The following is an 18,809-nucleotide window of genomic DNA, read 5'->3' as shown; positions in this document are numbered from 1 at the left end:
ATACTCACGCGTCGCGCCGGTTCACCACGACCAGCGCGGCCGCGAACACCACGGCGACGAACACCGCGAAGTACACCAGCGAACCCCACGGCCCCCAGTGGAAGTCGATGCCCTGCTCGCTGCCGAGGAAGTGGTTGGCATTGGCGAACGGCAGGAAGGGCTGCACCTGCCGGCCGAACGAACCGAACAGCGCGAACAGCGACTCGATCAGCAGCGGCCACAGCAGCAGCAGCAGCGCGATGGTGCCGGCGGACTGGCGCAACAGCGCCCCCACCGCGACGGCGAGCACCGCGCACAGCAGCGCGTAGATCGCGACGCCGTAGATCGACCGCCACGCATCGTCGCCCTCGAGCACCAGGTCCCGCCCGGCCTCCGGGCCGGCGAGGGCCTTGGCGAGATAGAACGAGGCGAGGGCCAGCACGCCGGTCAGTACCGCGCCGAACACCCCGATCAGCAGCGCCTTGACGACGAGGACGGCGCTGCGGTTCGGCATGGCCTGGAACGTGGTACGGATGACCCCGAACCGGTACTCGCTGGTCACCGACAGCGCCGCGAGGATCATCAGCACGAGCACGCCGAAGCCGGCGACGCCGCTGACCGCGACGTCGACGGTCGGGTAGAACCGGCCGACCTCCTCGTCGACGGACATGCTCGCCTTGGACGCGGCGCCGAGGATCGCCGCGAGGCCGAGGCCCAGCGCGACGATCACGACGGTGCACCACCACGGCGACTGGGTGGAGGTCAGTTTGATCCGTTCCGCCTTGACGGTGTCCACGACCACGCTCGTCGTGCCGGCGTTGTCCACGGCCACGCTCATCGCAGCTCCCCCTTCATCGGCTGCACAGCCGGGCCCCCGGCCACGGCTCCCTGGTACTGCACGTCGTCTCCGGTCAGTTTCATGAACGCCTCCTCGAGCGACGCGTTCTGGCCCGCCAACTCGTGCAGCACCACCGAGTGCGCAGCTGCGACCTCACCCACCTGCGCGGTGGTGACGCCGCTGACGATCAGCGCGCCCTCGTCGTCCCGGACGGTGTGGCCCTGCCCGGTCAGTGCCGTCCGCAGCGTGTCGAGCTGTGGGCTGCGCACCCGCACCGTCGCCTCCGACGCCCGCTCGACGAACTCCGCGACGGACGTGTCCGCGATGAGCCGGCCCCGGCCGATCACCAGCAGGTGGTCGGCGGTCTGCGCCATCTCCGACAGCAGGTGGCTCGACACGAGCACGGTGCGGCCCTCCGTCGCGAGGGCCTGCATGAACCGCCGGATCCACACGATGCCCTCGGGGTCGAGGCCGTTGACGGGCTCGTCGAACAGCAGCACCTTCGGGTCGCCGAGCAGGGCACCGGCCAGTCCGAGCCGCTGCGACATGCCGAGCGAGAAACCGCCCGCGCGCTTGTCGGCCACCTCGGTCAGGCCGACGAGCGCGAGCACCTCCTCGACCCGCGAGTTCGGCAGGCCGTTGGACGCGGCGAGCCAGCGCAGGTGTGCCCGCGCCGACCGGTTCGGGTGTACCCAGCGCGCGTCGAGCAGCGCACCGACGGTCCGCAGCGGCCGCTTCAGCTGCCGGTAGGGGACGCCGTCGATCAGCGCGGTCCCGGCGGTGGGCCGGTCGAGGCCGAGGATCATCCGCATCGTCGTGGATTTCCCGGCGCCGTTGGGGCCGAGGAATCCGGTGACGATCCCCGGCCGGACCGTGAACGTCACATCGTCGACGGCGACGGTGGAACCGAAGGTCTTCGTCAGTCCGGTCACTTCGATCATGACCCACAGCCTGCCCGATTCGGGCGGATCGCGCCGCGCGGGGTCGCCCTACGGTCCTGCAGGCGTCTCGATCAGTGGTTGTCGTTGCATGCGACGACGAGGACCTCGGCGTCCACCGGGCCGGTGCTGCGGAGCCGATGATCGAGGGAGGCGTCGAAGTAGGCGCAGTCGCCGGCGTCCAGGGTGACGATCGTCCCCCCGTGGTCGAGTTCGATCGATCCGGAGACGACGAACACGAACTCCTGGCCGCTGTGCTCGGGGTGCGGGTCGTCGGCGAAGTCGCGTCCGGGCCGGACGACGAACGGGGACATCGCTTTCCCCAGCATTCCCGCGGCGACGGGGTGGTAGCGGTCCGCCCCGGCCCGGGCGGGGGCGCGCTCGATCGTCATCCGCGAACGCGACGCGTCGTCCGCGAACAGCTGCCCGACGTCGACGTCGAGGGCGCGGGCGATCCTCATCGCCACCGCGATCGACGGTGTGCTGCGCTCGCGCTCGATCTTGGACAGGTAGCTCTTGGTCAACCCGGTCTGCGCCGCGAGGGCCTCGAGCGTGAGCCCCCGCTCCTTGCGTAACGCTCGCACCAGCGCGGTCACGGCCCCGTCCTTCCGTCGTCACCCCTCACACGGCGAGTCTACAAAGTGTCCTGTCGAGGGCTCTCCCGACGAAAGTAGCTGTACATGACACAAAGTGTCCTATAGTCTCCCTCGTGTCCACCACAGTCGAGATCGAGGAGGCCGATCGATGTCCGGGACGTTCACCGCTACGAAAGCGGAGTTGATGCACCAGGCCCAGGCCCGCATGCGGACCCACCTTGCGGAGTCCGGCTGGACGACGCGCCAGAAGCTCGCCCTGACCTGCCGAATCCTGTTCGACGCCGGGCACGACTCCGGCCTGGCGGGCCAGATCACCGCCCGCGCCGAAGAACCGGGGACCTACTACACCCAGCAGCTGGGCCTCGGGTTCGACGAGATCACCGAGGACAACCTGCTGTTGGTCGACGAGGATCTCCAGGTTCTCGACGGCTCCGGGATGGCCAATCCCGCCAACCGGTTCCACAGCTGGATCTACCGCGCGCGCCCCGACGTGCAGTGCATCGTCCACACCCATCCGTTCCACGTCGCCGCACTGTCCATGCTCGAAGTCCCGCTCGTGGTGTCCCAGATGGACATCGCGCCGCTCTACGACGACTGCGCCTTCCTCCCCGCCTGGCCCGGCGTGCCGGTCGGCAACGAGGAAGGCGAGATCATCACTGCCGCGCTCGGCTCGAAGAAGGCGATCCTCCTGGCCCACCACGGCCACGTCGTCGCCGGGGCCGGCATCGAGGAGGCGTGCTCGCTCGCCGTGCTGATCGAACGCGGCGCCGAGCTGCAACTCGCCGCCATGGCGGCCGGCACGATCGCCGAACTTCCGGACCGGCTCGCGCGAGAGGCGCACGACTGGACCCTCACCCCGAAACGCAGCCAGGCCAACTTCGCCTACTACGCACGTCGCGCCCTGGCCCGGCACCCGGACGCGATCGCCGGCTGAGCGCCCACCGGCACTCGGCGAGGTTGCTCGCCCCCGCTTTCACGAGACGAAAAGGATTCTCTGCCTTGACCACACTGGAAGGCATCATCGCCTACCCGATCACCCCGTTCACCTCCGGCGCCGATGCGACGGTCGACACCGGCGCGCTCACCGCGCTCGTCGACCGCCTCGTCGGGGACGGTGTGCACGCCGTCGCCCCACTCGGCAGTACCGGCGAGAGCGCCTATCTCACCGAGAAGGAGTTCGACACCGTTCTCGACACCACGATCGCCGCCGTCGCCGGCCGCGTCCCCGTCGTCGTCGGAGTGTCCGACCTGACGACGGCGAACACCGTCCGCCGGGCCCGTCGCGCGCAGACGGCGGGCGCCTCGGCCGTCATGGTGCTCCCCGTGTCGTACTGGAAGCTCACCGATCGCGAGATCGCCTGCCACTACGCCGCCGTCGGTGCGGCGATCGACCTTCCCGTCATGGCGTACAACAACCCCGCCACCAGCGGCATCGACATGAGCCCGGAACTGCTGGTGTCGATGTTCGACACCATCGACAACCTCACCATGGTCAAGGAGTCCACCGGCGATCTGTCCCGGATGCAGCGCATCGCCGAGCTCAGCGAGGGCCGCCTGCCGTTCTACAACGGCAGCAACCCGCTCGTGCTCGAGGCGCTGAGGGCCGGGGCGTCCGGCTGGTGCACCGCCGCGCCGTGCCTGCGGCCCGAGCCGTGTCTCGCGCTGTACACGGCCGTCGAGGACGGCGACCTCGCCCGCGCTCAGGCCCTGTACGCCGAACTGCGGCCCCTGCTCGAGTTCATCGTCGCCGGCGGCCTCCCCACCACGATCAAGGCGGGCCTCGGCATCCTCGGCTCGGACGTCGGGGATCCCCGAGCGCCGCTGCTGCCCCTCGAACCCGAGGGAAGAGCCACCCTCGCACGGCTGCTCTCCGCCGCCTGACGGCGCGTGTGGTGCCGCGGCCCGTGCGGCACCACACGCACGTCGAGCGACCACCCGGTCACCGTTCCCTCGGGTCGCCCTACGGTTCGAGCGGCGAGGAGGCCTGCGCCCAGAACCGCTTCGGGATGCGGCCCGCGTGCCGGGCCCGGAAGCCCGCCTCGACGGCGTGCCGCATCGCCGACGCCATGAGCGCCGGGTCCTTCGCCCGCGTCACCGCGGTCGCCAGCAGCACCGCGTCGCACCCGAGTTCCATCGCGAGCGCGGCGTCCGAGGCGGTGCCGATGCCGGCGTCGAGGATCACCGGCACCCCGGCGGCCTCGACGATCATCTCGATGTGGTGCGGGTTGGCGATGCCCAGTCCGGTCCCGATCGGCGAGCCGAGCGGCATCACGGCGGCGCAGCCGACGTCCTCGAGCCGTCGCGCCAGCACCGGATCGTCCGTGGTGTAGGGCAGCACGACGAACCCGTCGTCGACGAGCTGCTCGGCGGCGGAGACGAGTTCGATCGCGTCGGGCAGCAGGGTGCGTTCGTCGGCGATGACCTCGAGCTTGACCCAGTCCGTCCCGAGGGCCTCGCGCCCGAGTCGGGCGGTGAGCACCGCCTCGGCGGCGCCGCGGCAGCCGGCGGTGTTGGGCAGCGGCGCGATGCCGAGGCGGCGCAGCAGATCGAGCACGCCGGTCCCGGACGCCGCGTCCACGCGGCGCATCGCCACGGTGGTCAGCTCGGTGCCGGAGGCGACGAGCGCCTCCTCGAGCACCGCGAGGTTGGCGGCCCCACCGGTGCCGGTGATGAGCCGCGACGAGAAGGTCCGCCCGGCGATCGTCAGCGGCGGCAGGTCGTGGCCGGGGTCGCGGCCGGTGTTGTGCTCAGCCACCCTGCACCGCCGTGAGAACCTCGATCTGCCAGCCCTTTTCGACGCGTTCGGACCAGCGCCCCCGCGGGAACACGGCACCGTCCACGGCGACGGCGACGCCCTTGTCGGGCAGACCGAGTTCACTGAGCAGTTCGGCCATCGTCGGCGCCTGCGCGAACCAGCGCTCCTCCCCGTTGACCGTGACACCCACCGTCGGCGCACCGTTCATGACCTTTTCCCCTTCGAGAATCGTTGTGGATCAGCATGTTTCGAGACAGCGAGGGGTTCGTCCGCGAGCTCCGCGACCACCGCGTCCGCGGTGACCGGGGTCAGCAGCACCCCGTTGCGGCCATGCCCGGTCGCGGCGATCACCCGTTCGGACAGCCGGCCGATGAGCGGCAGATTGTCCGGGCTCATGGGCCGCAGCCCGGCGCTCGCCTCGTGCAGTTCGTACTCGCCGATCGCCGGGAACAGCGCCTCGGCGTCGGCGATCAGGTCCCGCACCCCCGCGACGGTGACCTGCGTGTCGTCGGCCTCGTACTGGGTCGCGCCCACGACGAGGCCGTCCGCGCGCGGCACCAGGTATGCCGGCCGGCCGTGCACACTGCCGCGGACCGTCCGGTGCGGGGCGGGCGCCGCACCCGGGCGGGTCCGCAACCGCAGGATCTCCCCCTTGACCGGCCGCACCGGCAAGCCCGGCCACAGGCGGGCCGACGCCGCGCCCGCCGCGAGCACCACCCGGTCGGCGTCCAGGTCCGCGACGTCGCGCACCGGCACATCGACGAAGGCCACACCGGCCTCGGCGACGGCCCGCCGCAGCGCATCGACGAGGATCCGGTTGTCCACGGCCAGCTCGTCCGGGGCCAGCAGGCCCAGGCGGATGCGCGGCCCCAGCGACGGCTCGAGCTCGCGCACCTCGGCGCGACCGAGCACGCGCATCTCGTGCCCCTGAGCCGAGACCCACTCGGCGATCGTGCGCAGATCGGCCGCGTCGGCCGCGTCCAGCGCGACGGTCAGCGACGCGTCGGCGGTGAACAGGTCCAGTCCGGTCTCCCGCAACAGCTCGGCGCCGAACTCCGGCCAGCGGGCCAGCGACGCCGCGCCCAGTTCGAGGACGTGTTCCTCCCCCGGCCAGCCCTCCGACAACGGTGCCAGCATCCCGCCGGCCACCCACGACGCCCCCGCCCCCGGGGACGGGTCGTGCACGGTCACGGTCCAGCCGGCACGGGCCGCGCGCCACGCGATCGACAGCCCGATCACGCCTCCGCCGACGACGGATACGGTTCCCACAGTTCGTCCACCTCACTCCCTGCGCCGGCATGATCCGGTTCAGGTGCTGACGGTCGGGGCCGGCAGGCCCCCTCTCAGCCCCGCGATCCCCGGGACTCCCGTGTCGATTCGTTCAGTGCAGAGACTACCGTCTTCGCCGTGACTACCTACCGCGGCAACCATCCCGCCCCCCGGGAACGCCTCGCGCAGGCCCGGCTCTACCTGTGCACCGACGCCCGTCGCGACACCGGAGACCTGGCCCGATTCGCGGAGGAGGCGCTCGCGGGCGGAGTCGACATCGTCCAGCTCCGCGACAAGGGTTCGGCGGGCGAGAAGAAGTTCGGCCCGCTCGAGGCCCGCGAGGAACTCGCGGCACTCGAGGTGCTGGCGGCGGCGTGCCGCCGGCACGGTGCGCTGCTGGCCGTCAACGACCGTGCCGACATCGCGCTCGCCGCGGGCGCCGACATCCTGCACCTGGGTCAGGGCGACCTGCCGGTGCGGTACGCCCGGCAGATCCTCGGCGAGGAGATCGTGATCGGCCGGTCCACCGGCAGCCGCGCGCAGGCGAGCCTGTCCGACATCGAGGAGGGCGTCGACTACTTCGCCCACGGGCCGGTGTGGTCCACCCCCACCAAGCCGGGGCGCACCCCGGCGGGACTCGAGGTACTGCGGGAGGTGGCCCGGTCGCAGCCGCAGCGGCCGTGGTTCGCGATCGGCGGCATCGACGCCGAGCGGCTGCCCGAGGTGCTCGCCGCCGGCGCCACCCGCATCGCGGTGGTCCGGGCCATCACCGCGGCACCGAATCCGCGGGCCGCGGCGGCGGCGCTGAAAGCCGCGCTGCCCGGCTGACCGTCCGCTGGAGCCGGCCAGCCGTCCGGCAGTCCGCTGGAGCCGGCCCGCCGGCCGGCAGTCCGCTAGAGCCAGCCCAGGACCGTCGACGGCGACAGGGTCGGCACGTCCCCGGGCAGCCGGGCGCGCAGTCCCCGGTCGGCCGTCACCACCACGGTGAGCACCTGGTCCAGCACGGCCGACGTGCCCGTCGCCAGGGAGGCCAGCTCGTCGTCCCCGCTGCCGACGGCGGTGTGCACCGGGGTCCGGTCGTCGTGGATCACCGCCGCGCGGGCCTGCCCCTCGAGGACCGCCTCGATGCGGCTCACCCAGCCGAAACACCCGTCGGGCAGCTCGACGGTGCGGGGCAATGCCTCCGCCAGCTCCGCGAGCAGTCGTGCGGTGGCGCCCGGGCGGTCACGCCACCAGCCTGTCGGCCGCGACCCGAGGACGTTGGCGGTGTCGAGCAGCATCCGCACCGCACGGGTCCGCAGGTCCGGCCAGGCCGCCGCGAACCCGGTGTGCAGCGGCATGGTCTCGACGTCGGCCTCCGGCACCCAGCGCAGTTCGGTGCTCTCCCCGTTGAGGGTCGTCTCCATCGGGCTCGGGGTGTCCGCGACGACCGTCGTGTACGTCCACCCCCCGGCCACCCCGGAGGTGACCCGCTCGGTGCGCACGCTCAGCGCCGCCGGGTCGATCCCGGTCTCCTCGTTCGCTTCCCGCACGGCCGCGGCGACGGGACTCTCGTCGCTGTCGCGGGCGCCGCCGGGTAGCGCCCACGTGCCGCCCTGATGGCTCCACGCCGCGCGGTGCTGCAGCAACACGGCCGGCGTGCCGTCGGGCAGCGGCGCGCGCAGCAGCAGTCCGGCCGCGCCGAATCTGCCCCACCGGCGATCACCGTCGGGTCCCACGGCCCAGCCGTCCCCGTCACCTCGCATCGCGTCCGCCTCCCTGCCGCCCGACCGCCGACCGCGAGCCGGGCGTCCACCGTCCTCGGACGGCAACAACATCCCGTTACTGCTTATATGCTCGCCACACACAGTGCCACATCGGAAGGGGTGCTCTCGTGGACGTGCGCGTGACCCCCACGCTCGGTGCGGTGGGGAGTCGCCTCCAGCGTAACGACGTGCCGGCCGCCGCGACCGCCCACGCCGGCCCCTCCGACGAGGTGCGCGACCTGCTGCGCTCCACCCCCGCCAAGCTCGTCACCCTCGGTGTGCTGCTCGCCGTGCTCCTCCTCGTCTCCGGGGTCGCGGCGGGCCAGACGGTCACCGGCCGCAAGGCCACCCACGATCGGTTGCTCGCCACCACCGAACCGCTCGCCGATGCCGCACAGAACCTCTACAGCGCACTGTCGGTCGCGGACGCGGCGGCCGCCACCGGCTTCATCTCCGGCGGCATCGAGCCGAAGGAGGTCCGCGACCGCTACGCCCAGGCCGTCGGCGAGGCGTCCGCCCAGCTCGTCGCCGCCGCCGGCGGGATTCCCACCGGCGACCGTGCGGGCACCCGGCTGCTGTCCGGCATCGCCGAACGCCTCACCGTGTACACGGGCCTGGTCGAGACGGCGCGGGCGAACAACCGCGTCGGCAACCCGGTGGGTGCCGCCTATCTCGGCGAGGCGTCGAACCTGATGCAGTCGGCGCTGCTGCCGATGGCGCAGGAGCTGTACACGCAGAGCGTCTCGGCGGTCTCGTCGACGCAGCGCGCGTCGGTGCAGCCACCGTGGACGTCGATCGGTCTGCTGCTGGTGACGGTCGTCGCGCTCACCGCGGTGCACGTCATCATCTCCCGGATCAGCCGTCGCACCCTCAATCCCGGTCTGCTGCTGTCGATCGCGGCGACGGGAATCCTGCTGTGCTGGTTGCTCGTGGCCGGACTGATCTCGTCGAGCGCGACCGAGCGGGCGATCGTGCACGGGGCCGAGCCGCTCGGGGTGTTCACCGACAGCCGCATCCTCGCGCAGCAGGCACGCACCGCGGAGACCCTGCAGCTCGTGCGCCGCGACGCCACCGGCGAGTACGACGCGACGTTCGACCAGAGCATGTCCCGGCTCGGCGAGCTGCTCGCCGGGTATGCGTCCGGCGAGGAGGTGGAGATCGTCACCGATCCCGCCGTGCGTGCCGCCGAGGCACGCACCGCATGGCTGGCGTCGCACAATCGCATGCAGGCCGCGCTCGACCGCGGGGACTTCCCGGCCGCCGCGATCCTCGCGACCGGTCCCGGTCCCGACGAGGCCGTCGCCCAGTTCGCCACCCTCGACCGCGCCCTCGAACGCGGCATCGACCTCGCCCGCGCCGAACTGCGCGGCAACGAGGACCGCGCCGCGCAGACCCTGTCCGCGCTCGCCCCCGCCACGACGGCGTTGACGGGGCTGGCGCTGCTCGGCATCGTCGTCGGGCTGTGGCCGCGCCTGCGGGAGTACCGGTGAACGTGCGTCGTCTCGTCGCCGCGACGGTCGTCGCCGTCGCCGCATTCACGGGCGGCTGCGCGACCTCACCGCCGGAGATCCTCGCCGACCCGGACCCGTCCTACACAGAGCCGCCCCTGCCGGAACGCGCCACCGTCGCGCCCAGTGCGGCGCCCGTCCCCCCGGAACCGGACTGCGGCGACCCCACCGCCGGTCTGCGTCCCGACGGCGCGACGACCGGACCGACCCTCGACGCGATCCGGGCGCGCGGCCGGCTCGTCGTCGGGCTCGACACCGGCAGCAACCTGATGAGCTTCCGGGATCCGGCGACCGGCCGGATCACCGGATTCGACGTGGACGTCGCGCGGGAGATCGCGCGGGACCTGCTCGGCAGCCCGGACCTGCTCGACTTCCGGATCCTCAGTTCCGCGGACCGCGAGCAGGCGCTGCAGGACTCCACCGTCGACATCGTCGCCAAGACGATGACGATCACGTGTGCCCGCCGCGAACGGGTCGACTTCTCCACCGTCTACTTCCGGGCCCAGCAGCGCGTCCTGGTGGTCAAGGGGTCCGACGTCCGCGACGTCGCCGACCTGGCGGGCCGGCGGGTGTGTGTCGTGCAGGGAACCACGTCGCTCGACCGCCTCCGGCGGCTGCAGCCGTCCGCGGCGATCCTCACCGTCCCGACGTGGGCGGACTGCCTCGTGGTGCTGCAGCAGCGTCAGGTGGACGCGGTGAGCACCGACGACACGATCCTCGCCGGCCTCGCCTCGCAGGATCCGTACCTCGAGCTGGTCGGGACGTCGATCGGCAGCGAGCCGTACGGCATCGGCATCGCCAAGGGCCGCGAGGACCTGGTGCGGTTCGTCAACGGCACCCTCGAGCGGATCCGTCGCGACGGGACGTGGACGCAGCTCTACAACCGCTGGCTCCTCGTCCTCGGACCCGCCCCGGCGCCGCCGACCCCGACGTACGTGGACTGAGAGGCCGCATGTCCGACACCGAACACGACCCGGGCGCGGCGACGCAGCGCAGTGCCCCGCCGGACGGCGGGCCCGCCACCGAGCGCAGCGCCGCGCCGGAGACGGGACCCGCGACGCAGCGCAGCGCCCCGCCGGAAACCGCACCCGCCGCCCAGCGCAGCGCCCCCTCCCGGGGCAGCGTCCCGTCGCAGCGGTCGTCGCGGCGGTCCCGGCCGCGCGTGCCCTCGCGGCGGCGCCTCGCCGGGCTCGTGGACATCCCGGTCCCCGCACCCGTCGACCCGGCCTCCGTGGTGCTCCCGGATCCGCACGTGGCCGAGGGCAAGCGGTTCTGCTGGAAGTGCGGCAAGCCGGTCGGCCGCAGCACGCCGAACGGACCGGGCCCCACCTCCGGGCGCTGTCCCTCGTGCGGCACCCCGTTCGAGTTCGTCCCGATGCTGCCGCCCGGCGCCATCGTCGGCGGGCAGTACGAGGTGCAGGGCTGCCTCGCGCACGGCGGGCTGGGCTGGATCTACCTCGCCGTCGACCGGAACGTCAGCGACCGGTGGGTCGTGCTCAAGGGCCTGCTGCACTCGGGCGACGCCGAGGCGCAGGCCGTCGCCGTCGCCGAGAAGCAGTTCCTCGCCGAGGTGACGCACCCGAGCATCGTGAAGATCTTCAACTTCATCGAGCACCCGCGCCCGGACGGCACCCCGATGGGCTACATCGTCATGGAATACGTGGGCGGGCATTCGCTGCGCGAGGTGCTCGACAGCTGTCCCGAGCCGGCCCGGATGCCCGTCGAACAGGCCATCGCGTACGTCCTCGAGATCATGCCGGCGCTGAGCTACCTGCACTCGATCGGACTCGTCTACAACGACCTCAAGCCCGAGAACATCATGGTCACCGAGGAGCAGCTCAAGCTCATCGACCTCGGGGCCGTCACCGGCGTCGAGGACTACGGCTACCTGTACGGCACGCCCGGCTACCAGGCCCCGGAGATCGTGCGCACGGGCCCGACCGTCGCCACCGACATCTACACCGTCGGCCGGACCCTGGCCGTGCTCACCCTCGACATGCCGTGGCAGCAGGGCCGCCTGGCCGACGGCCTGCCCACCCCCGAGAAGGCACCGCTGCTGGCGGAGTACGAGTCGTACCACCGGCTGCTGCTGCGGGCGACCGACGCCGATCCGCAGCAGCGGTTCCGGTCGGCCGACGAGATGGCGAGCCAGCTGACGGGGGTCCTGCGGGAGATCCTGTCGCAGCAGACCGGCGAGGAGCATCCCGGCCTGTCGTCGGTCTTCAGCCGCCAGCGGACGACGTTCGGGACGGACGAGGCCGTCGGACGCACGGATTCGATCGTCGACGGCGTCGCGCGGGACGAGAACCTCTCGGCCCGCGACGTGGCGGCGGCGCTGCCGGTGCCGCTGCTCGACCCCAACGATCCGAGCGCCGCGCTGCTCGCCGCCGCGGTGCACAGCGAGCCCCAGCAGACCCTCGACTCGCTGCGGCACGCGCGCGACAACGGGCTCGAACGCGTCGTCGGCACCGCGGACGTCTCGTTCTCCCGCGAGATCACCCTCGCGGAGGTGCGCGCCCATCTCGACCTGGGCCACGGCACCCGCGCCGCGGAGATCCTGCGCAAGCTCGAACGCGACCTCGGCGCGGACTGGCGCATCGACTGGTATGCCGGACTGGCCGAACTCGTCAACGGCGAATTCGAGTCCTCCTTCGGCAGATTCGAGAAGGTACTCGCGGCGATGCCCGGCGAGACCGCACCCAAGCTGGCGCTCGCCGCAACCGCGGAACTCATCCTGCAGCACTGGGAGAGCGACGATCCCGAGGCCTGGCGCCGATTCTGCGAGAACTACTACCGCACCGTGTGGCGCACCGACCACAACGTGGTCAGCGCGGCGTTCGGCCTCGCCCGGCAGCTCACCCGCCGCGGCGACCGGGCCGGTGCGATCGCGGCGCTCGACCAGGTACCCGCGAGTTCCCGGCACCACGCCGTCGCCCGCATGACCACGGTGCTGATCCTGTTGCACGACAGGCCGATCGACGAACTCGAGGAAGCCGACCTGCGCGAGGCCGCGCGCCGGGTGGGGACGTTGTCGCCCGACGAGAGCCGGTTCCTGCAGATGCGCACCCTGGTGCTGTCGACGGCACTCGACTGGGTGCGCGCCGGCCACTCCGCCCGCCGCGAACTCGACCCGATCCTCGACGTCCCCTTCACCGAGAAGGGACTTCGCGCCGGCACCGAGTCCGGCCTGCGCGCCCTCGCCCGCAACGCCCCCGCCCGCACGCACCGCTACACCCTCGTCGACCTGGCCAACGCCATCCGCCCCCGCAGCATCCTGTAGCCCGTCTCCGCGCCGAACGTTGAAGGGGTCGTTATGAAGACATCGGGCGAGTAGCACTCCCGACAACCGCCCCCTCGCGCGTCACCAACGGGCACCAGCCGCGTCCAAAGCTCGGCGGACACGTTCGACAACGATGTGCGGCCGTTCCCTGAGGAGCACGGCGCCCACCCGCACAACTCTCCAACCGTTCTCCTCGAGGACCGCATATCGATCGATGTCCCGCGCTCGCTGCCGCCGGTCGGTCCAGTGGTGCTCGCCGTCGTATTCGACGATCACCTTCCACCGTCCCCATCCCATGTCCGCTCTCGCCAGGAATCGTCCGGAGCCGTCTCGGATGATCAGCTGCGTTTCGGGCGCAGGCAGCCCGTGTCGAACGAGCAGGAGGCGAGTTCGCGTTTCGGGTGGAGACTCGGCTCCACCGTCGACGACGGCCAGCACGCGCCGGAGCTGTGCCACGCCCCTGGCGGCTCCGCGACTTGCCGCCACGTCGAATACGTCCGTCACCGGCAACCCCGTGGCGTTGCACAGGGCGTCCAGGGTTTCCACGGCGTGGTCGAAGACGAGCGCGCGACCGAGATCGAACGCGGTGCGTGCCGGGGTCGTGACAATCAAGCCGCCGATCGTGCACACCTCGTGTGCGGCCAGGTCGGCCTTCCGCACGAGGATTGCCTTGGGCGCCCGCACGTGAGCACCGAACGCCAACTCTGGGGGCACTTCGTCGTCGATCCATCTGGTGCCGTGCACCGCCGCGGCCGACATGCCGGCAAGTACGCCTTTCCGTCCCGACCACAGCCACGACGCGTGCGCACGGCCGACCGCGTCGAGCACGGTGCCCTTCGATACGTACACATTGCGATGGATGCGATCGAACCGGCAGCGCAGATCGTGAGCAGTGACCCGGCCCGAAGCCACAGCTTCCGTGCCGAGGAAGGGTCGACCGGAGAAAGTCATGCGCGCAGCATGCTGGTCGCGCCGCGGCCGGGAAAGCCCGCTCACGCCACTCTGTGGACAACTCGGAGCTGTCCACAGGTACCACCTCGAGGGGGCGGCCTTCGGGAGTGGCACCTGTACGATGTCGCGCCCTCGCCCCCTTCGGCCTACACCAGCGCCGCGGCCGCGCGCGCGATGGCGAGCTCCTCGTTGGTCGGGATCACGAGGATCTCCACCTGCGACGTGTCCGCCGAGATGCGCCGCTCGCCGCGTGCGGAGGCGGCGTTGCGGGTCTCGTCGACGGCGATGCCGAGACGCTCGAGGCCGGCGAGGGCGTCCCGGCGGACGTCGACGTTGTTCTCTCCCACCCCGCCGGTGAACACGACGACGTCGACGCCGCCCAGTTCGACGAGATACGCGCCGAGGTACTTGCGCAGGCGGTGCACGTAGACGTCGTAGGCGAGCTTCGCGTCCTCGGAGCCCTCGGCGACGAGCCGCAGCAGGGCGCGGAAGTCGTTGACCCCTGAGAGGCCCTTGAGCCCGGAGCGCCGGTTGAGCAGATCGTCGATGGAATCGACGTCCATCCCGGCGCTGCGGTTGAGGTGCAGCAGCACGCCGGGATCGATGTCGCCGCACCGGGTTCCCATGACGAGTCCTTCGAGCGGGGTCAACCCCATGGACGTGTCGACGGGCCGGCCGCCGGCGATCGCGGAGGCCGACGCACCGTTGCCGAGGTGCAGCACGATCTGGTTCAGTTCCGACAGTTCACGTCCGAGGAACCGGGCGGCGCGCTCGGACACGTACTGGTGCGACGTCCCGTGGAAGCCGTACCGCCGGATGCCGTGCGCCCGGGCGACGTCCCGGTCGATCGCGTAGGTGGCGGCCGCGGCGGGCAGGGCGTGGAAGAACGCGGTGTCGAACACCCCGACGTGCGGAATGCCGGGCAGCTCCTCCCGCGCGACCTCCATGCCGATGACGTTCGCCGGATTGTGCAGCGGCGCAAGAACGGCCAGTTCCTTCACGGTGCGCACCACGTCGTCGTCGACGAGGGTCGGCTCGTGGAACACCTCGCCGCCGTGTACGAGGCGATGGCCGACGGCGATGATGCCGGCCTCGCGCAGGGGGCGGCCCAGCGCCTCCACCCAGTCGAGGACGATCCGCAGTCCGGCGCGGTGGTTCTCGATGGGACCGACGTGTTCCTCGGTGCCGGTGGTGTGGTGGAACACGACCCTGCCCTCGGGCTCACCGATCCGCTCGATGAGCCCGTGCGCCACCGAGTCTCCGGTCTCGGGGTGGACGAGCTGGAACTTGATCGACGACGAGCCGGAGTTGAGCACCAGCACGGTGCCGTCCGTCTGGGAGCTCATTCGCCGGCCTCCTGCGCCTGGATGGCGGTGATCGCCACCGTGTTCACGATGTCCTGGATCAGCGCCCCACGCGACAGGTCGTTGACGGGCTTGCGCAGGCCCTGCAGGACCGGACCGACGGCCACGGCTCCGGCGCTGCGCTGCACGGCCTTGTAGGTGTTGTTGCCGGTGTTGAGGTCCGGGAAGATGAACACGGTCGCCCGGCCGGCGACCTCCGAGTCGGGAAGCTTGGCGCTGGCCACCGACGGTTCGATCGCGGCGTCGTACTGGATCGGTCCCTCCACCGGCAGGTCCGGCCGGCGCTCGCGCACCAGGGCGGTGGCGGCGCGGACCTTGTCGACGTCGACGCCCGAACCGGACTCGCCGGTCGAGTAGGACAGCATCGCGACGCGCGGTTCGATGCCGAAGCGGGCGGCGGTGGCGGCGGAGGAGATCGCGATGTCGGCGAGCTGATCGCTGGTGGGATCGGGCACCACTGCGCAGTCACCGTAGGCGAGCACCCGATCCGACAGGCACATGAGGAAGATGCTCGACACCGTGGACACGCCGGGTTCGGTCTTGATGATCTCGAAGGACGGCCGGATGGTGTGCGCGGTGGTGTGCGCGGCACCGGAGACCATGCCGTCGGCGACGCCGAGGTGCACCATCATCGTGCCGAAGTACGAAATGTCGCTCATGATCTCGCGGGCGCGTTCGATCGTCATCCCCTTGTGGGCACGCAGCCGGGCATACTCCTCGGCGAACGGCTCGGCGTGTTCGGACGACCTGGGATCCAGCACGGTCGCCGCACTCAGGTCCACCCCGAGTTCGGCCGCCCGGCGCCGCACCTGCGTCTCGTCGCCGAGGATCGTCAGGTCGGCGATCTTGCGTTGCAGGACGCGGCCCGCCGCGCGCAGGATCCGGTCGTCGTCGCCTTCGGGCAGCACGATGTGCCGGCGCTGACGGCGGGCCCAGTCGATGAGCTGGTACTCGAACATCTGCGGGGTCGTGACGGACGGCCGGGGCACGTCGAGGCGGCTCAGCAACCGATCCGTGTCCACGTGCTGTTCCATCAGCGCGACGGCGGTGTCGATCTTGCGGTGCGCGCCGAGCGCCATGCGGCCGCGCGTCCGGTCGGCGGCCGACGCGGTGTCGAACGTCCCCAGGGTGGTCGTCAGGATCGGCAGGCTGGGCCTGAGTCCGGCGACGAGTTGCGCCATCGCCGGGTGCGGCAGGAGCCCACCGTTCATGATGATGCCGGCCAGCGACGGAAATCCTTCGGCGGCATTGGCATTCACAAGGGCGAGGAGCACGTCGGAGCGGTCGGCGGGGGCGATCACCACGACCCCCTCGGTGATGCGTTCGAGGATGTGTTCGGCGGTCATGCCGCCGACCATGACGCGCAGCGCCTCGCGGTGCAGCAGCTCGGGATCGCCGCTGTAGAGTTCGCCGTCGATCGCGGTCAGCAGTTCGCCCATGGTCGGCGCGACGAGGATCGGCACCTCCGGCAGCGTCCACAGCGGCACACCCCGGTCCCCGACGGCCGCGGCGATCTCGTCGAGCCGGTCGGAGGGACAGCGGTTGACGACGATTCCGGTCAGGTGGGCGTGCTGGGCGGCGAGTTCGGCCGTGCACACGCTGGTCAGTTGCGCCACCTCGTCGGGGGTGCGCCGGGAGCCGCGCAACACGAGCAGAACGGGCGCGTCGAGATTCGCGGCGATGCGCGCGTTGTAGCCGAGCTCGCTGGGGTTGGCGATCTCGGTGTAGTCGCTGCCGACGATGACGACGGCGTCGCACCGGTCCGCGACGGCGTGGTACTTGACGACGATCTCGCTGAGGGCGGCCTCGGGATCGGCATGCACGTCGTCGTAGGTGGCGCCGACGCACTCGTCGTAGTCGAGGTCGACGGTGATGCGTTCGAGGAGCAGTTCGAGGATGTAGTCGGTGTCGCCGTCGGAGCGGGCGATGGGGCGGAAGACGCCGACCCGGGCGGCGGAGGCACACAGCGCCTGGAGCAGGCCGAGCGCGACGGTGGACTTGCCGGTGTCGCCCTCCGGCGCAGCGATGTAGATACTCGACACGGACTCGGCGGCGGCGCTCATGGCTCACACCCTAACGCTGCGCCGGTGCGTCCTTTGGGCGGTGGGAGCAACCCAAAAGACGCACCGGCGGCGCAGCCGCGTCAGTCCGCGAGCGGGTCGAGCGCGAAGTCGTACGTGGCCACCTTGCGGCCGGCGTCGTCGACCTGTGGTTCGAGGACAAGTTCCGGTTTCGTCGCGGTCGCGACGTCGTCGTCGAGCCACTCACCACCGGCGAAGTACAGCTGGGTGATGATCGGCTGCCTGCCGGGTGCGGTCACCCGCAGGTGCAGGTGCGCCGGGCGCCACGGGTGCCATCCGGCTGCCTCGATGAACTGTCCGGTGGGCCCGTCGGTGGGGATCTGATACGGAGCCGGCTCGATGGTGGTGATGTCGTAGCGGCCCTCGGCGTCGGCGACGACGGTGCCGCGCAGATTCCATTGCGGAAGGTGCGGGGCGAACTGGGAGTAGTAGCCTTCGTCGTCGGCGTGCCAGATCTCGATCCGGGCCCCGCCGAGGCCCCGGCCGTCGAGGTCGGCGACCTGTCCGCGCAGGACCAGCGGGGGGTGGACGCGATCCTCGTCGCGCATCGGGAGTGTGCACTGCGCCGGTAGTTCCGGTGCGCCCGGAACGTAGTACGGCCCCTCGATGCTGCCCTTGGTGCCGCGGAACCTCCGGGAGTTGACGTCCTCGATCTCGTGCTCGACGAACACGTCCAGCAGCAGCGGCCACTCGCCGCCCTCGCCCACGTCGATGAGCCACTGCTTGAGCACGCGGTACTCGTCGTAGGTGACGGCATGTTTCCGGATGAGCGCGCCGAATCCCGCGAGGGCTTCGGTCGCGATGGCGGACAGACGCTCCGGTGAGGTGTCGGCGGTGCAGCGTTCGCCCTTGAACTTGTCGGTGGCGGCGGTGCCGGATGCGGCAGCGGTGGGGTTTTCGGTGATGGTCATGGTGTCTCCCGGGAAGTGGTCAGGCACGGCGGAAATGGGACACGTCGTCGTTGCCGACGAGGTCGGGCACGGTCCAGCCGTCGAGGTCGTACTCGCTCATGAACTGCTCGGCCAGGCCCTTCATGGCGGACACGTCCCCACGGCCTTCTGCGGCGAACAGCAGCTCGGCCTTGACGTTCTCGTGGTTGCCGGCGTAGTTCCGCTCGTACAGTTCGTGGCGGCCACCGAACTCGGAGCCGATCGAGTCCCACAGGGCCTTCATGACCTTGACCCGGTCCACGGCGGTGATGCCGTCGGAGCCGCGGACGTACTTGTCCAGGTAGGGGCGCACCTCGGGATTCTTGAAGTCCGCCGCCGACGAGGGAAGGTAGATCAGGCCGGACGCGACGTCCTGCTCGATGATCTCCTTGATGCGCGGGTAGCCCTGCATCGCGAACATCCGGTAGGTCAGGCCGTACTCGAGCTTGGGGATGACGGTGTCGCCGATCCACGGCTCGGGGTCGCGGGCCATCGACTCGGTGAGCGACCAGAACAGGTTGCGCCAGCCGATGACCTCCCCGACGCGGGTCTGCACGCCGCGGAAACCGCCGGCGC

Annotated in this window: 18 protein-coding genes and 1 riboswitch; of the genes, 6 read left to right on the top strand and 12 right to left on the bottom strand. The window is 71.3% G+C overall.

Features of this window, described 5'->3' with window-relative positions; translation table 11 throughout:
• Window positions 1–4: 4 nt before the first annotated feature.
• From G6039_RS19285 to G6039_RS19275, 3 genes are all read right to left on the bottom strand, one after another.
• A complete protein-coding gene (locus G6039_RS19285) occupies window positions 5–817 on the bottom strand; it encodes an ABC transporter permease (protein WP_152104019.1) in 813 nt (270 codons plus the stop codon).
• A complete protein-coding gene (locus G6039_RS19280; protein WP_006938220.1) occupies window positions 814–1,758 on the bottom strand; it encodes an ABC transporter ATP-binding protein in 945 nt (314 codons plus the stop codon). Before G6039_RS19280 ends, G6039_RS19285 begins: the two co-directional genes overlap by 4 nt.
• A gap of 71 nt (window positions 1,759–1,829) precedes the next feature.
• Complete coding sequence (locus G6039_RS19275) at window positions 1,830–2,351, bottom strand: helix-turn-helix domain-containing protein (protein WP_006938219.1); 522 nt, start codon at window positions 2,349–2,351, stop codon at window positions 1,830–1,832.
• Between the two features lie 148 nt (window positions 2,352–2,499).
• Between G6039_RS19275 and G6039_RS19270 the strand changes: the two genes are divergently transcribed.
• Both G6039_RS19270 and G6039_RS19265 read left to right on the top strand, forming a co-directional pair.
• Window positions 2,500–3,285: an aldolase gene (locus tag G6039_RS19270; protein WP_006938218.1), complete on the top strand. Its 786-nt coding sequence runs from the start codon at window positions 2,500–2,502 to the stop codon at window positions 3,283–3,285.
• Window positions 3,286–3,350: 65 nt separating this feature from the next.
• The gene (locus G6039_RS19265) at window positions 3,351–4,232 is read left to right on the top strand and encodes a dihydrodipicolinate synthase family protein (RefSeq protein WP_043803353.1); all 882 of its coding nucleotides are present in this window, start codon (window positions 3,351–3,353) and stop codon (window positions 4,230–4,232) included.
• Between the two features lie 79 nt (window positions 4,233–4,311).
• Here the strand turns inward: G6039_RS19265 and thiG are convergent, their stop codons facing one another.
• The 3 genes from thiG to thiO all read right to left on the bottom strand — a co-directional run bounded on the left by thiG (window position 4,312) and on the right by thiO (window position 6,375).
• Window positions 4,312–5,106, bottom strand: a complete 795-nt coding sequence (gene thiG / locus G6039_RS19260) for a thiazole synthase (protein WP_006938216.1) — start codon at window positions 5,104–5,106, stop codon at window positions 4,312–4,314.
• Window positions 5,099–5,314: a sulfur carrier protein ThiS gene (gene thiS / locus G6039_RS19255; RefSeq protein WP_029545344.1), complete on the bottom strand. Its 216-nt coding sequence runs from the start codon at window positions 5,312–5,314 to the stop codon at window positions 5,099–5,101. Before thiS ends, thiG begins: the two co-directional genes overlap by 8 nt.
• Window positions 5,311–6,375, bottom strand: coding sequence for a glycine oxidase ThiO (gene thiO / locus G6039_RS19250; RefSeq protein WP_006938214.1), 1,065 nt, complete (start codon window positions 6,373–6,375; stop codon window positions 5,311–5,313). Before thiO ends, thiS begins: the two co-directional genes overlap by 4 nt.
• A riboswitch (TPP riboswitch) is annotated at window positions 6,375–6,487 on the bottom strand. It overlaps the preceding gene by 1 nt.
• A 26-nt stretch (window positions 6,488–6,513) precedes the next feature.
• Between thiO and thiE the strand changes: the two genes are divergently transcribed.
• On the top strand, window positions 6,514–7,203 hold the full coding sequence (gene thiE / locus G6039_RS19245; protein WP_006938213.1) for a thiamine phosphate synthase: 690 nt from the start codon (window positions 6,514–6,516) through the stop codon (window positions 7,201–7,203).
• Window positions 7,204–7,268: 65 nt separating this feature from the next.
• On the opposite strand, the gene G6039_RS19240 is transcribed toward thiE, so the two are convergent.
• Window positions 7,269–8,120 (bottom strand): NUDIX hydrolase, encoded by an 852-nt coding sequence (locus G6039_RS19240; RefSeq protein ID WP_006938212.1) that lies wholly within the window; start codon window positions 8,118–8,120, stop codon window positions 7,269–7,271.
• A 128-nt stretch (window positions 8,121–8,248) separates the two neighbouring features.
• Between G6039_RS19240 and G6039_RS19235 the strand changes: the two genes are divergently transcribed.
• The 3 genes from G6039_RS19235 to G6039_RS19225 are packed head-to-tail and all read left to right on the top strand — an operon-like array spanning window position 8,249 to window position 12,908.
• Window positions 8,249–9,610 (top strand): hypothetical protein, encoded by a 1,362-nt coding sequence (locus tag G6039_RS19235; protein WP_006938198.1) that lies wholly within the window; start codon window positions 8,249–8,251, stop codon window positions 9,608–9,610.
• Window positions 9,607–10,572 carry a glutamate ABC transporter substrate-binding protein gene (locus G6039_RS19230; protein WP_029545345.1) on the top strand — a complete coding sequence of 322 codons (966 nt, stop codon included), beginning with the start codon at window positions 9,607–9,609 and terminating at the stop codon, window positions 10,570–10,572. The genes G6039_RS19235 and G6039_RS19230 overlap by 4 nt, the downstream gene beginning before the upstream one ends.
• Window positions 10,573–10,580: 8 nt before the next feature.
• Entirely contained in the window at window positions 10,581–12,908 is a 2,328-nt protein-coding gene (locus G6039_RS19225) for a serine/threonine-protein kinase (protein ID WP_006938196.1), read from the top strand.
• Window positions 12,909–12,989: 81 nt separating this feature from the next.
• Here the strand turns inward: G6039_RS19225 and G6039_RS19220 are convergent, their stop codons facing one another.
• The 5 genes from G6039_RS19220 to G6039_RS19200 form a co-directional block, all read right to left on the bottom strand.
• Window positions 12,990–13,859 carry a DUF559 domain-containing protein gene (locus G6039_RS19220; RefSeq protein WP_043803359.1) on the bottom strand — a complete coding sequence of 290 codons (870 nt, stop codon included), beginning with the start codon at window positions 13,857–13,859 and terminating at the stop codon, window positions 12,990–12,992.
• Between the two features lie 146 nt (window positions 13,860–14,005).
• Window positions 14,006–15,205, bottom strand: a complete 1,200-nt coding sequence (locus tag G6039_RS19215; protein WP_006938194.1) for an acetate kinase — start codon at window positions 15,203–15,205, stop codon at window positions 14,006–14,008.
• Window positions 15,202–17,286, bottom strand: a complete 2,085-nt coding sequence (gene pta, locus G6039_RS19210; protein WP_006938193.1) for a phosphate acetyltransferase — start codon at window positions 17,284–17,286, stop codon at window positions 15,202–15,204. Before pta ends, G6039_RS19215 begins: the two co-directional genes overlap by 4 nt.
• Window positions 17,287–17,366: 80 nt before the next feature.
• Window positions 17,367–18,215, bottom strand: coding sequence for a catechol 1,2-dioxygenase (catA, locus tag G6039_RS19205; RefSeq protein ID WP_043803397.1), 849 nt, complete (start codon window positions 18,213–18,215; stop codon window positions 17,367–17,369).
• A gap of 19 nt (window positions 18,216–18,234) precedes the next feature.
• A partial coding sequence (locus tag G6039_RS19200) for a 4-hydroxyphenylacetate 3-hydroxylase C-terminal domain-containing protein (RefSeq protein WP_277606674.1) occupies window positions 18,235–18,809 on the bottom strand: 575 nt, incomplete at its 5' end.

This window comes from Rhodococcus aetherivorans (assembly GCF_011058165.1).
Classification (GTDB): domain Bacteria; phylum Actinomycetota; class Actinomycetes; order Mycobacteriales; family Mycobacteriaceae; genus Rhodococcus; species Rhodococcus aetherivorans.
This window is presented reverse-complemented; position numbering and strand designations above follow the sequence as displayed.

What these genes read in the sequence shown, in the direction of transcription:
- G6039_RS19285 (WP_152104019.1), bottom strand. Translation starts at nt 817, where the DNA reads ATGAGCGTGGCCGTGGACAACGCCGGCACGACGAGCGTGGTCGTGGAC.
- G6039_RS19280 (WP_006938220.1), bottom strand. Translation starts at nt 1,758, where the DNA reads ATGATCGAAGTGACCGGACTGACGAAGACCTTCGGTTCCACCGTCGCC.
- G6039_RS19270 (WP_006938218.1), top strand. Translation starts at nt 2,500, where the DNA reads ATGTCCGGGACGTTCACCGCTACGAAAGCGGAGTTGATGCACCAGGCC.
- thiS (WP_029545344.1), bottom strand. Translation starts at nt 5,314, where the DNA reads ATGAACGGTGCGCCGACGGTGGGTGTCACGGTCAACGGGGAGGAGCGC.
- G6039_RS19240 (WP_006938212.1), bottom strand. Translation starts at nt 8,120, where the DNA reads ATGCGAGGTGACGGGGACGGCTGGGCCGTGGGACCCGACGGTGATCGC.
- G6039_RS19225 (WP_006938196.1), top strand. Translation starts at nt 10,581, where the DNA reads ATGTCCGACACCGAACACGACCCGGGCGCGGCGACGCAGCGCAGTGCC.
- G6039_RS19220 (WP_043803359.1), bottom strand. Translation starts at nt 13,859, where the DNA reads ATGACTTTCTCCGGTCGACCCTTCCTCGGCACGGAAGCTGTGGCTTCG.
- G6039_RS19215 (WP_006938194.1), bottom strand. Translation starts at nt 15,205, where the DNA reads ATGAGCTCCCAGACGGACGGCACCGTGCTGGTGCTCAACTCCGGCTCG.
- pta (WP_006938193.1), bottom strand. Translation starts at nt 17,286, where the DNA reads ATGAGCGCCGCCGCCGAGTCCGTGTCGAGTATCTACATCGCTGCGCCG.
- catA (WP_043803397.1), bottom strand. Translation starts at nt 18,215, where the DNA reads ATGACCATCACCGAAAACCCCACCGCTGCCGCATCCGGCACCGCCGCC.